The sequence below is a fragment of the Ensifer sp. genome (assembly GCF_035999185.1).
Taxonomy (GTDB): domain Bacteria; phylum Pseudomonadota; class Alphaproteobacteria; order Rhizobiales; family Rhizobiaceae; genus Ensifer.
On the sequence record NZ_DASYHB010000177.1, the window covers coordinates 15717 to 28078 of the forward strand.

The window sequence follows — 12362 nt, forward strand, 5'->3', positions numbered from 1 at the left end:
GCGTACATCGAGGCTTCTTTGTGACCGGAACGGCGATTGCCCACAGGGTATTTGCCGTGCGTGAAACGTGGCTTGGCGGCTTAAAGCGAGACCGTCGTGCGGGCGGGAAACTCGAGCGCTCCGCCCTACGTATATTCACGGGAAAAGGGAGATTTCCCATGACGACCAAAGGAAACGAAGCCCACGCAATCGAGTCGGAGCTCCGCGCGGATCTCACGATCCGCCGGCACCGGCTTGCCACGCGGCTCACCCATTGGATGTGGGCGGCGGCGCTGTTCTTCCTGCTCTTGAGCGGCCTGCAGATTTTCAACGCGCATCCGGCGCTCTACATCGGCCAGCAGTCCGGATTCGATTTCGACAACAGCGTCTTGTCGATCCAGCCGATTCGCGATGCGGATGGCAGCATCAAAGGCGAGACGACAGTGTTGGGACGTCGTTTCGACACCACGGGCGTCCTGGGCGTCAGCGGCCCGCAGGAGCACCGCAGTTATAGCGCCTTTCCCGCCTGGCTGACGGTGCCGTCCTATCACGACCTCGCAACGGGCAGGGTCGTGCATTTCTTCTTCGCCTGGCTCTTTGCGACGGCCTATGTGCTCTGGCTCCTGGCGAGCCTCTTCAACGGGCATTTGGGGCGCGACATCGTTCCGGGCCGGACCGATTTCCGCGCATTGCCGCAGACCGTCATCGACCATCTGCGGTTTCGCTTCGGGCATGATGGGCGCTACAACTGTCTGCAGAAACTCGCCTATGCTGCTGTTCTTCTGCTGTTTTTCCCGCTGATGATCCTGACGGGCCTGACGATGTCGCCGGGCATGAATGCCGCCTGGCCATGGCTCCTCGAGCTCTTTGGCGGCCGTCAGACGGCCCGCACGATCCATTTCACCGTGATGTTGCTGCTGCTCGCGTTCTTTGCAGTGCACCTGTTCATGGTATTTGCCGCCGGGCCGATCAACGAGATGCGGTCGATGATCACCGGTCGTTATCGCATCGACGATCCCCACAAAGGAGGACCCGCGCGATGACCCGACTGCTCCTCAACCGCAGGCGCTTCCTGGGTGTGGCCGGCGCCGCCGTATCGACCGTGCCGCTTGCCGGCTGCGATGCGCTCGATGGCTTGCTCGCAGCCAGCCATCCGGTGCGCGGTCTGCTCGCCTCTGCCAATGGACTGACTTATCGAATGCAGCGGTTGTTGATCCCGGCTGACAAGCTCGCGCCGGAGTTTTCGGAGAGCGAGATCCGGCAGGGGCAGCGCCCGAACGGCTCGACCGACCCGACGGACCCCGCCTATCTCACGCTGAAGGACGCAGCGTTTGCCGGATATCGGCTCGCGGTCTCGGGTCTGGTGGAGAGGCCGCTGCAACTGACGCTCGATGAGCTGCGCAACATGCCGTCGCGAACCCAGATCACCCGGCACGACTGCGTCGAGGGGTGGAGCTGCATCGCCAAATGGACAGGCGTGCCGTTGGCGCGTGTGCTGGACGAGGCGCGGGTGACGAGCGGTGCACGTTATGTCGTGTTTCACTGCTTCGACAGCATGTCGCTCGGGCTTGCGGGTTCTGTCGCCTATTACGAATCGATCGACATGATCGACGCCCGCCATCCGCAGACGATCCTGGCCTATGGGTTGAACGGCACGCCGCTGCCCGTCGCCAACGGTGCGCCTTTGCGGGTGCGCATCGAACGCCAGCTCGGCTACAAGATGGCGAAATACATCCGGGCGATTGAAGTCGTCGCCGACCTGTCGCCCTTCGGCGCTGGGCGCGGCGGTTACTGGGAAGATCTTGGCTACGACTGGTATGCCGGTCTCTAGATCAGCTCACTGTTTCCTGGAAACAGTGAATTGATCTATCTCTTTGAAATCACGCATTGCTCGCTTGCTCGCCGGGCAAGTCCTATTTCTCGACAGCCTCTCCGATAGCGCGTCCGGCACTGGGCGAAAGATCCGCAAGGAAGTCCCCGATACCGGGGCGTTTCAGGGCCCGGAACGGCATGGGGCGGCAGAGATCCATAGCGGCGATGCCGATGCGCGCGGTCATCAGGCCGTTGATGACACCTTCGCCAAGACGCGCCGAGAGCTTGGAGGCAAGACCGTGGCCCAGAACCTGCTGGATCAGGCTGTCGCCGGCAGCAATCGAGCCGGTGACGGCAAGATGGGCGATGACGTCGCGCATCAGCCGCAACAGGCCGAGCGTGCCGGGGCGACCACCATAAAGCTCGGCCATGGCGCGGATCAGGCGCGCGCTTTCATAGAGCACGTAGCCGAGGTCGACGAGGGCGCGCGGGCTGACGGCGGTCACGATCGAAACACGCTTGGATGCAGCCAGAATGAGGCGGCGCGCTTCGCGGTCCAGCGGGCTCAGCAACTCGCGCTCGGTGAGTTCGATCAGGTGCGGACCATCGATGATCTCGCCATCGCTTTCCTTCAGCCGCGTTCGGCCGCGGGCGGTTCGCGGGTTGGCGGCCAGCAGGTGCACGAGTTTCGTCTGCGCCGCCCGTGCCAGCTTGCTGTTTGCGGATGCGGCCGCCGTCTCCGTTTCGGTTTTCAGCTTCTGGATGGCCGTCAGCTGCATCATGCCCGAGAGCTCGCGGGCAACGACGATCAGGAGCGCGAGGACGCCAATCGCAACGACCGCAAGCGCCGTATAGCCAAGCCAGTCGGCACGGGTAAAGAGGTCGCGCAGCAGGCGGTCAACCCAGAGGCCGGCGGCAAGCGACAGGATGATGCCAAGCGCACCGACCGCCACCTTGCCGAACGACAGCCGACGCTTGCGCGGCCTTGCCTCGGGCAGAACGACGCTCTCGACCGCCAGGGTCGTCTCGCGAAACGGATCGTCCGCGTCCGGCGTCATCACCACGTTGCCGTCGAAGCTCGCGGGTGTACGCGGCACGCGCGGCTGGGCGACAGGCGGTTGATCCGCGTTGTCGTCCTTTACCGAGAAGGCGCCGGGACGGCGGCTGCGGCCGTTGCTGTCGTCGCTCATGCCAGCCGGTCTCCGAACAGAAATTGCATCGCCCGATCAAGCCGGATATGCGGCACCGAAAGCTTGAGGCCGCCACCGGTCTCCTCCAGATGTGGCGGGCGAAAGCGAACAAAGCTCAATTCGGGCAGAGGGCGAACGGCGCCATCGAACGTTGTGGCACCAGTCTGCGCCTCGATCGCCTTGAAAAGAACTTCAGGATCCTCCGGCAAGTCACCGGGAAATATTGCGGTTTTCTTTTCGCCGTCGAAGATCTCGCCATTGATCTTTTCGCCCGCAATCGGCGTGCCGACGATCACAGGCAGCGCATGGCCGTCGTGATTGACGGTCGCCTCGCGGGTCGCCCGGACCGAGGCGAGCGCCATGACTTCGAGACCGGCGCCGCTGACGCCAATGCTTGTCGCAGCGCGTTCGACAAGCCGCGCGGCGATACGCTCCAGCCGGTCGTGGCTTTCGTGATGCAGGTGGTCCGCCTTGGTTGCGGCAATCAGCACCTTGTCGATCCGGCGCGTGAGGAAAGACGACAGCCAGCTGTTGGTCCCGGCACGAAAACACGCCAGTACGTCGGCCAGCGCCTGTTCGAGATCAAGGAGCGCCTCCGGCCCATTGTTGATCGCCTGGAGTGCGTCGATCAGCACGATCTGGCGATCGAGGCGGGCGAAATGCTCGCGGAAGAAGGGGCTGACGACGTGCTTCTTATAGGCCTCGTAGCGTCGCTCCATCATGGCCCAGAGCGTGCCCTTCGGCGCACGGCCATCCGGAAGGTCGGGAAGCGGCGAGAAGGTGAGCGCAGGCGAACCTTCGAGATCGCCCGGCATCAGGAAACGGCCGGGCGGCAGTGTCGAGGGTGAGCGCTCGTCCGCCTTGCACGCCTTCAGGTAGCCGGTGAAGCTCTCGGCAAGCCGTCGCGCACTCGCCTCGTCGGCAATCGCCGTTGGCCCGGCGGAGGCGGCGAGCGTCAGCCATTCCGCCGAAAGGGGCGCGCGTGCGGAAGCCCGGGCGCGCGCCACGGCATTGTCGCTGAACTGACGGAAATCTTGCGCGAGAAGGGGCAGGTCGAGCAGCCATTCGCCGGGATAGTCGACGATGTCGAGCGAGAGGCGACCCGGCGAGAACAGGCGGTTCCAGCCGCTGGCGCTTTCAAAATCCAGCGTGATGCGCAATTGCGAAATCGCGCGCGTGGAATCAGGCCAGATCCGATCTCGCACCAGCGCGGCGATGTGGTCTTCGTACTGGAACCGCGGAACCGCGTCATCCGGCTGCGGCTCTAGCCGGACCTTTGAGACACGGCCCGAACGCACAGGCTCGAACACGGGCAGCCGCCCGCCGTTGAGAAGGTTATGGACGAGCGACGAGATGAAGACCGTCTTGCCGGCGCGTGACAGACCCGTCACGCCGAGCCGAATGGAGGGATTGACGAGGCCCGAGGCTCGATCCGTCAAGTTGTCGAGCGCTATCAGGGCATCGTCTTTGAGGCTGGTCAGGTTGGGCGCCAATTCTCGCTCTTTCTTGCGGGCATGTTTCCCGCGGTCAAACTCGTGTGCGCGGCTTGCAGAATGGCTCTGCCGTTCACTGCGCCACCCGCGATATAGGCACTATTTCCTGCGCCGCAACGCACGCCGGCATTTCTTCTCGGCGGGCGTTACGGGTTTGGCAGCAGCAATGATACCAATGTGCCCGATGCCGACGGATCGGAGGCGGGCAGGTCCACGATGGCGAGCCCGGCCGGCGGGTAGCCGTCAGGCAACGCCTCGCGGGCTGCATCGTCACCAATCAGCCGATAGAGCAATTGTTCGATCATCGGATTGTGTCCGACAAGCATCAGCGAGTTCAGATGCCGGTGTGCGTCGATGAGATCGAAGTAGACGCTCGTCGGCCCGGAGTAGAGTTCGTCGATGTAGCGAATATCGAGATCTTCGCTGACGGTGCGAAAGAACGGCTCGGCGGTTTCGCGACAACGCGCGGCCGTCGAACACACGATGCGCTCCGGGCGGATGCCACGGTCGGCGGCCATCTGCGCAAGTTGCTCGGCTTCGATGAAGCCGGTTTCATCCAGAGACCGGTCAAAATCGCGTTGTCCGGGCAACGCCCAACCAGAACGCGCATGCCGCAGAAGAAAGAGGCGGAGGACCTTGGTGGCGCTGTCTTGCATCGGGCGGTTCCGGTAACGACCTGTCGCTGCGACAGGCACTGATGTCGTCGCGGCGAACAGACGTCTGTATCACCCGACAGATGTTCACTTTTTCCCGCCCGCATCGCAAAGATCAAGCTATGGGGCGCTTTTTTCCCGGGATTCCGGACTGCTGCCCTTTGCCGCGGTCGCATTCAGACGATTACATGGCGCAAACGCATTATTGCTTATTTGCTGACGTAGTGGGGAGGAGTGCGGTACTCACATGCTGAGGATCAAGACGTGATCTGTAATTTTGATGAAATATTCGTCAGTTAGCCTGAAACGCGAGCAATATTAAAATACGGTTGAGTGTCTGTTCCGAGGCTTGAATCACGGCTTCCATAGGTCTATACACCGCCGCAATGAGATGTTCTTCAGGAGAATCGCGTTGAGTGAGAAGATCGATCTTAGTACCTTCGTCCTTTCCGAGGACGAAGAATTCATGAATGCCAACCACCGGGCGTATTTCCGGGCCAAGTTGAACGCTTGGAAAAACGACATCCTTCGCGAGGCACGCGAGACACTGGATCACTTGGCAGAGGAGAGCGCCAATCATCCGGATCTTGCAGACAGGGCTTCATCCGAAACAGACCGGGCAATCGAGCTTAGGGCCCGAGACCGTCAGCGCAAGTTGATCTCAAAGATCGATGCAGCGCTGCAGCGGCTCGACGAGGGCACCTACGGTTACTGCGAGGAAACCGGCGAGCCGATCGGCCTGAAACGGCTGGATGCTCGCCCGATTGCCACTCTCTCGATCGAGGCGCAGGAGCGTCACGAACGGCGGGAGAAGGTCTACCGGGACGAATAAGATATTCCGATATCTGTCCAACAAAAAAGCGCGGCTCAAACCGCGCTTTTTTGTTGGCTTTTAGGAGAGCCCTCGAGAGTGAGAACGGTTCTCCATTCACTGTGTTCAAAGGTTGTTCCAGACCGTTCGTAACGCCATCTTGGACGTCGCGAAGAGTTACGGCTTCCGGCCCGCCGAGATATCGGCCAGCATGCGGTTCATCTCTTCTTCGATCGTCGGCTCCTTGCGACCGGCCTCTGCGCCGGGTGTGCCAAGCGTTGGTTCCTGACGACCTGTTGCGGCCAAGGTGCGGTTTTCCGACGTCACGGCACCCGGGTTCGCCACCGTGGCCGGGCCCAGGCGCTGTAGATCGCCGCTGATCTCTGCATCAAGCATACGCTCGAAGTCCGAGAGCGCTGCCTGCGGCTGAACGACGGGCGCCGGGCGTTGCACGTGAGCAGGTTGCAGCTGGATTGGCTGGGCTTGGACGGGCTGGGCCATCGGCGCCGGGCGGTTCGCGGCAGTCTCGACACTGATCTCGGGAACAGCGGGGGACGAAACCGCCGGGATTTCGGGCGCCGGCTGTACGGCCGGTCGGGCAATCGGACGCGCCTCGACCGCCACAGCGGGCGTCGCTATCGGGCGCTGTTCGGGGGCGACGCGCACCGGTGCGGCCGGCTCGACGCGCGCGATCGGCTGTTCCTCCGGTCGGGCAACGGGCCGGACGGGCGTGGCGACGACGGGTTCGGATTGCACCGGTACCGTCGCTTGCGCCGGTTCCCGTGCAACCGGCCGGCTGTGTGCGGCCGCCGGTTCGGAAACCTTGCCCACCGGGCGCTCTTCGTTCGTTACAATCCGGCTTTCGATGACGACGTCCGTCGGGCCGCCGATCATGATCAGATGCTCGACATCGTCGCGGCGCACCAGAACCAGGCGGCGCCGTGTATCGATGGCCGCCGCATCAAGCACGGCCAGGCGCGGCTGTCGGTTCTTTCCACCGCGGATAAAGGGCGAGGAGGCGCGGTTGCGCATGATCCAGAGCACGGCCACAAGGCATAGAAGTCCGATCGCGACGGCGGCGGCGGCGACGATGAACCGGCTGCCATTGTCTGCGAGGATCGTTTCCATCATAGGCTGAACTCCTTCTGCCTTTCGAGTGGCAGTATTTGACGGCTTTTTTCAGGCTCCGACAAGCACTTCGCCGACATTCCCTGTGAATTGGCGGCAATGCTTCCGCAGAGGTGCTTTTTGCTGTTATCTCTGATTGTTAAAGATGATTCTTGTCCGAATGATCGAGGGCCTGTCGGGATGACCCGATTTCGCCTGGTGGATTGCGCGGAGATACCGGCCGGAAGGGCTGGGCCGCGCCCGCGCGGTGCCGGCTGCACTAAGAGGATCCGATGACGAAATTGCGGCAGTCAGGCGACTACCAGATGCCGGTTGTTGACCGCGGCGTCAGGCCGGGAACCGTCCTGCGGATCGTGCTGCTTGCGATCGTGCTCACCGTTTCGGCGATCGCCTTCGTGATCTTCAAGAACGAGATGGAAAACGAGATCGTACTCGGCATCCTCGGCGTTCTCGCCATGGTCGGCATCTTCTTTCTGGTTTCCTCCGTCATCGGCTTCATCGAGGTCATGCCGCAGTCGCGCCCCGACGAACTGGCGCGCGCCTTTCTCGATGCCCATGAGGACGGGACCATCGTCACCGACCGCAAGGGCCGCATCATCTACGCCAACGCCGCCTATGGCGCGCTGACGGGGGCCAAGAACGCCGCCGGCATCCAGTCGCTCGAAACCATCCTGTCGCGCAATCGCGAGGCGACCGAAGCGATCTATCGGCTTACCAACGGCCTGCACGAGGGGAAGCAGGGGCACGAGGAGTTTCGCCTGCTGAAGCCGCTGGCGACCGGTGCTGCCAGTGGCTCCGGCGCCCATTGGTTCCGGCTGAAGGCGCGCGTGCTGCCGCTCGAAGACAGCGAGCGCAATCCGCTCTATCTCTGGCAGATTGCCGACATCACCGCCGAGCGGGACGATCAGGAACGCTTCTTCAAGGAACTGCAGAACGCGATCGATTATCTCGACCACGCGCCGGCCGGCTTCTTCTCGGCAGGACGCAAGGGCGAAATCTTCTACATCAACGCCACGCTTGCCGACTGGCTCGGCATCGACCTCACCAAGTTCCAGCCAGGCTCGATCAGCATCGGCGACCTAGTGGCCGGCGAGGGGCTGACGCTCGTACAGGCCGTGCAGGCGGAGCCGGGTCTGAAAAAGACGAAAATGCTGGACCTGGACCTGCGCAAGTTGAACGGCCAGAGCCTGCCGGTGCGCATGATCCACCGCGTTTCCTCAACGCGTGACGGTGCGCCGGGCGAAAGCCGCACCATCGTCATGTCGCGCGAGGGCGGCGAGGACAACGAACAGTCGGCATCGAGCGCTGCCATGCGCTTTACCCGTTTCTTCAACAACACGCCGATGGCGATCGCCTCGGTTGACGGCAATGGCCGGATCCTGCGGACGAACGCGCCGTTCCTGAAACTCTTCTCCGGTTTGGTCTCGCAGGACGACGTCGAGCGCGGCGCGCGGATCGAAGCGGTGGTGCACGAAACGGAAAAGGGTCGACTGCACGAGGCGCTGGCGGCCGCCAAGGACCGCCAGGGCGATATCGCGCCGATCGACGCGCTGCACCCGACCGACGGCGAGCGCCATTTCCGCTTCTACGTCAACGCCGTGATCGACCAGACCGACCAGGCGCCCGAGGAAGCGGCGATCATCTATGCGCTTGAGATCACCGAGCAGAAAGCGCTCGAGACGCAGATGGCGCAGACCCAGAAGATGAACGCAGTCGGCACTCTTGCCGGCGGCATCGCGCACGACTTCAACAACGTGCTGACGGCAATCCTTTTGTCGTCCGACCATCTGCTGCTCTCGGCCCGGCCGGCCGACCCGAGCTTTGCCGACCTGATGGAGATCAAGCGCAACGCCAATCGCGCCGCCGTGCTTGTCCGCCAGCTGCTCGCGTTTTCGCGCAAGCAGACGATGCGCCCGACCGTGCTCAACATGACCGATGTGATCGGCGACCTGCGCATGCTGGTCGATCGCATGACCGGCACCAACGTCAAGGTGGAAGTCGATTACGGCCGCGATCTCTGGCCGGTCAGGACCGATCTTGGGCAATTCGAGCAAGTGCTCTTGAACCTTGCCGTCAACGCGCGAGACGCGATGCCGGGTGGCGGCACGATCACGCTGCGCACGCGCAACCTGCCGGCCCAGGAAGTGGCCGCCTTCGGTCGCCGTGAACTGCCGGAAGAAGACTTCGTCATGGTCGAGGTTTCCGACCAGGGCACCGGCATCCCCCCCGAGATCCTTGACAAGATCTTCGAGCCGTTCTTCACCACCAAGGAGGTCGGCAAGGGCACCGGTCTCGGCCTGTCGATGGTCTATGGCATCGTCAAGCAGTCGGGCGGCTACATCTATCCGGACTCGGAAGTCGGCAAGGGCACCACCTTCCGCATCCTGCTGCCCCGTCATATCGAGGTGCCGGTTGCTGTCGAGGAGCCCGGGCAAGCCGGTACTGCGACGGCAAATACGGTTGCGGCACCCGTCGTTCAGACGATCGTTCCGCCGGCCAAGGCCGAGGAGCCGACCGATCTTACGGGCGATTCCGCCGTCGTGTTGCTCGTCGAAGACGAGGAGGCCGTGCGCCGCGGCGGCAAGCGCATGCTGGAAACGCGCGGCTACACCGTCTATGAGGCCGGATCCGGCGTTGAGGCGCTCGATATCATGGACGAGCTCAACGGTGCGGTCGACATCGTCGTCTCGGATGTGGTGATGCCGGAGATGGACGGACCGACGCTGCTCACCGAGCTGCGCAAGAAATACCCGGACCTGAAGTTCATCTTCGTCTCCGGCTACGCCGAGGACGCCTTTGCCCGGAACCTGCCGGCGGACGCCAAGTTCGGCTTCCTGCCAAAGCCGTTCTCGCTGAAGCAACTGGCCGTCGCCGTGCGCGAGATGCTGGATTCCTAGGAAAAACGCCGCATGCGCCTCTGAACGAGGTCACGCGTTTGCGGCTGCATCCGACAAAGAAAAAGCCCGGGGCTCGCGCTCCGGGCTTTTCGTTCGTCTGTCCAACGAGACTGATTACTTCGCGTTCAGCGCGACAGCGATCTCGCCGGCAAGGCGGGCATTGTTCTCGACCAGCGCGATGTTGGTCTCGAGGCTGCGGCCCTCGGTCATTTCGAAGAGGTTGCTGAGCAGGTACGGGGTCACGGCCTTGCCGGTGATCTCGTCGCTTTCGGCGTTGTCGAGCGCGCGGGCGATGTAGATCTCCATCTCTTCGCGCGGGATCTCAGCGGCCTCCGGCACGGGGTTGGCCACCAGCATGCCGCCTTCGACGCCAAGCAACTCGCGCATGGTCTGGAAGTTGGCGATCGCTTCCGGGCTGTTCAGCATCAGCGGGCTCTTGATGCCGCTGTCGCGCGACCAGAAGGCCGGGAAGATTTCACTGTCGTAAGTGACAACCGGAACGCCGCGGGTTTCGAGCACTTCGAGCGTCTTCGGGATGTCGAGGATCGCCTTGGCGCCGGCGCAGACGACGATGACGCCGGTGCGGGCGAGTTCGTCAAGGTCGGCGGAAATGTCGAAGGAGAATTCGGCGCCACGATGCACGCCGCCGATGCCGCCGGTTGCAAACACGCGGATGCCGGCACGCGCCGCGGCAATCATCGTGGCGGCAACGGTCGTCGCACCGGTGCGGCGCTCGGCGATCGCAAAGGCGAGATCGGCGCGCGAGACCTTCATCGCGCCCTCGGACTTTGCCAGTTCCTCGAGCTTGGCATCGTCAAGGCCGATGTGCAGCACACCGTGGATGACGGCGATCGTCGCCGGCACAGCACCCTGGTCGCGGATGATCGCTTCGACGCTGCGGGCCATGTTGAGGTTGCCCGGATAGGGCATGCCATGGGTGATGATGGTCGATTCCAGCGCCACGATCGGCGCGCCGCGCGCCTTGGCGGCAGCGACCTCGTCGGAATATTCCATCGGCAGGAAGGGGGAAGCGGGTTTGGTCATGGTCGTTCCTTGGGAGTTCTGCTGTCTGTTGTCATGACAGCATTTGCGGTGCCGGCACAAGGGCCAGCGCCTGTTCGAGATTGGCCGCGGACATCTCTTCGGATGCGGCCAAGGGAGAGCGCAACGTAATTCCTGCGGCTGCGATGCCGTGCCGCAGGCATTCGCCGATATTGCGGCCGGAGACGCGGGCCGAGAGGAAGCCGGAGGCAAGCGCGTCACCGGCGCCCGTGACATCGGCAAGGGCCGGCAAGGCTGGCGGTACGACAACGCAGGCCTTGTCGCCCTCGAACGCAACCACCGCGCGGCCGCCACGCGTCACCACACCACCCTTGAGCCCGACGCTCCTGAGGAGGGACGGCCATTCCTCGGCTTCCGTCACCTGGCTGCCTGTGAGCGCGCGCGCTTCGGACTCGTTCATGAACAGAAACGAAACCTCTTCGAGGCAGGCCCGGTAGCGGATGACCTTGGCGGGCGAAACCGCGATGCCGGCGACGAGGTGGCCGTGGCCCACGGCGGACCGCACGAGGGCGGCGATCGTTTCCTCCGGCAGATTGGCATCGGTGAGAACGAGCTTGCTTGAGGCGAGCACGTCACGCAGCGCACGGCGCTGCAATTGTCGCGGCGAAAACAGCCGGTAGAGCTCCATATCGGCAAGGGCGATCACCAGATTGCCGTCGTTTTCGAGTATCGCGGTGTAGCTTGGCGTCTTGCGGTCGAGAAAGGTGAGGGGGCTGTCGATGACGCCTGCCTCGGCTGCCGCAGCCGTCACCATTTCGCCGGCGGCATCGCCGCCGCGCGTGCTGATCATCCGCACGACGTGGCCGAGACGCGACAGGTTGCGCGCCGCATTGAAGCCGCCGCCGCCTGCCTCCTCGAACCAGGTGCCCGGATTGCTGGAGCCCGGAGCAGTCGTGCCCGATATCCGGCCGCGCCGATCGATATGCGCGCCGCCGAAGACGGCGATTTCAGCTTCCGTCATGAAAGTTCCTCTGCTTGGCCAGTCGGCCGAAAATTCTGTTGGCTCTTTGCCATTTCGAGGCCCGAATCCCAAGTGGTCCGCACCGTCGATGTCTTACCCCAAAGGCGAATCGATCGCCCAATGCCAGCGAGGCTTGAAGGGGTGGCGCCCACATTTGAGAACCTATGGTTTCAATCCGTGAACAAGAATCGAACGAACGCAAAATAGTTGTTGTTTTTCAATGCATTGTCCTGCCCTTGCAAATACGGAACAAAACATGTACAAAAACTCCTGCGGCGGCTTCATTGCCTCGGTAGCTTCAATAACCTAAAGGTGGACCAAATGGCACAAAACTCTTTGCGGCTCGTAGAGGACAAATCGGTGGATAAAAGCAAGG

Annotated in this window: 10 protein-coding genes; 4 read left to right on the plus strand and 6 right to left on the minus strand. The window is 63.0% G+C overall.

Translation table 11 applies throughout. The features are described from left to right. Window positions 1-158 precede the first annotated feature (158 nt). Both VGO04_RS24085 and VGO04_RS24090 read left to right on the plus strand, forming a co-directional pair. Window positions 159-1022, plus strand: a complete 864-nt coding sequence (locus tag VGO04_RS24085; RefSeq protein ID WP_327498487.1) for a cytochrome b/b6 domain-containing protein — start codon at window positions 159-161, stop codon at window positions 1020-1022. Beyond that, the gene (locus VGO04_RS24090) at window positions 1019-1810 is read left to right on the plus strand and encodes a molybdopterin-binding protein (protein ID WP_327498488.1); all 792 of its coding nucleotides are present in this window, start codon (window positions 1019-1021) and stop codon (window positions 1808-1810) included. The genes VGO04_RS24085 and VGO04_RS24090 overlap by 4 nt, the downstream gene beginning before the upstream one ends. Window positions 1811-1892: 82 nt before the next feature. Here the strand turns inward: VGO04_RS24090 and VGO04_RS24095 are convergent, their stop codons facing one another. The 3 genes from VGO04_RS24095 to VGO04_RS24105 form a co-directional block, all read right to left on the minus strand. Further along, window positions 1893-2981, minus strand: a complete 1089-nt coding sequence (locus tag VGO04_RS24095) for a TIGR01620 family protein (protein ID WP_327498489.1) — start codon at window positions 2979-2981, stop codon at window positions 1893-1895. Next, the gene (locus VGO04_RS24100) at window positions 2978-4474 is read right to left on the minus strand and encodes a YcjX family protein (RefSeq protein ID WP_327498490.1); all 1497 of its coding nucleotides are present in this window, start codon (window positions 4472-4474) and stop codon (window positions 2978-2980) included. Before VGO04_RS24100 ends, VGO04_RS24095 begins: the two co-directional genes overlap by 4 nt. A gap of 146 nt (window positions 4475-4620) precedes the next feature. Continuing rightward, window positions 4621-5130, minus strand: a complete 510-nt coding sequence (locus tag VGO04_RS24105) for a histidine phosphatase family protein (RefSeq protein WP_327498491.1) — start codon at window positions 5128-5130, stop codon at window positions 4621-4623. Between the two features lie 409 nt (window positions 5131-5539). Between VGO04_RS24105 and dksA the strand changes: the two genes are divergently transcribed. Then, entirely contained in the window at window positions 5540-5959 is a 420-nt protein-coding gene (dksA, locus tag VGO04_RS24110; protein ID WP_043614592.1) for an RNA polymerase-binding protein DksA, read from the plus strand. 156 nt (window positions 5960-6115) lie between these two features. Here the strand turns inward: dksA and VGO04_RS24115 are convergent, their stop codons facing one another. Continuing rightward, entirely contained in the window at window positions 6116-7069 is a 954-nt protein-coding gene (locus VGO04_RS24115) for a histidine kinase (protein ID WP_327498492.1), read from the minus strand. A 269-nt stretch (window positions 7070-7338) separates the two neighbouring features. On the opposite strand from VGO04_RS24115, the gene cckA reads away from it, so the two are divergent. Continuing rightward, window positions 7339-9963, plus strand: coding sequence for a cell cycle histidine kinase CckA (gene cckA / locus VGO04_RS24120; protein WP_327498493.1), 2625 nt, complete (start codon window positions 7339-7341; stop codon window positions 9961-9963). Window positions 9964-10077: 114 nt separating this feature from the next. Here the strand turns inward: cckA and VGO04_RS24125 are convergent, their stop codons facing one another. After that, complete coding sequence (locus VGO04_RS24125) at window positions 10078-11007, minus strand: pseudouridine-5'-phosphate glycosidase (RefSeq protein WP_327498494.1); 930 nt, start codon at window positions 11005-11007, stop codon at window positions 10078-10080. Between the two features lie 31 nt (window positions 11008-11038). Beyond that, window positions 11039-11986 (minus strand): carbohydrate kinase family protein, encoded by a 948-nt coding sequence (locus VGO04_RS24130; RefSeq protein ID WP_327498495.1) that lies wholly within the window; start codon window positions 11984-11986, stop codon window positions 11039-11041. Window positions 11987-12362 lie beyond the last annotated feature (376 nt).

What these genes read in the sequence shown, in the direction of transcription:
- VGO04_RS24095 (WP_327498489.1), bottom strand. Translation starts at nt 2,981, where the DNA reads ATGAGCGACGACAGCAACGGCCGCAGCCGCCGTCCCGGCGCCTTCTCG.
- VGO04_RS24085 (WP_327498487.1), top strand. Translation starts at nt 159, where the DNA reads ATGACGACCAAAGGAAACGAAGCCCACGCAATCGAGTCGGAGCTCCGC.
- VGO04_RS24090 (WP_327498488.1), top strand. Translation starts at nt 1,019, where the DNA reads ATGACCCGACTGCTCCTCAACCGCAGGCGCTTCCTGGGTGTGGCCGGC.
- VGO04_RS24130 (WP_327498495.1), bottom strand. Translation starts at nt 11,986, where the DNA reads ATGACGGAAGCTGAAATCGCCGTCTTCGGCGGCGCGCATATCGATCGG.
- VGO04_RS24105 (WP_327498491.1), bottom strand. Translation starts at nt 5,130, where the DNA reads ATGCAAGACAGCGCCACCAAGGTCCTCCGCCTCTTTCTTCTGCGGCAT.
- VGO04_RS24115 (WP_327498492.1), bottom strand. Translation starts at nt 7,069, where the DNA reads ATGATGGAAACGATCCTCGCAGACAATGGCAGCCGGTTCATCGTCGCC.
- VGO04_RS24125 (WP_327498494.1), bottom strand. Translation starts at nt 11,007, where the DNA reads ATGACCAAACCCGCTTCCCCCTTCCTGCCGATGGAATATTCCGACGAG.
- cckA (WP_327498493.1), top strand. Translation starts at nt 7,339, where the DNA reads ATGACGAAATTGCGGCAGTCAGGCGACTACCAGATGCCGGTTGTTGAC.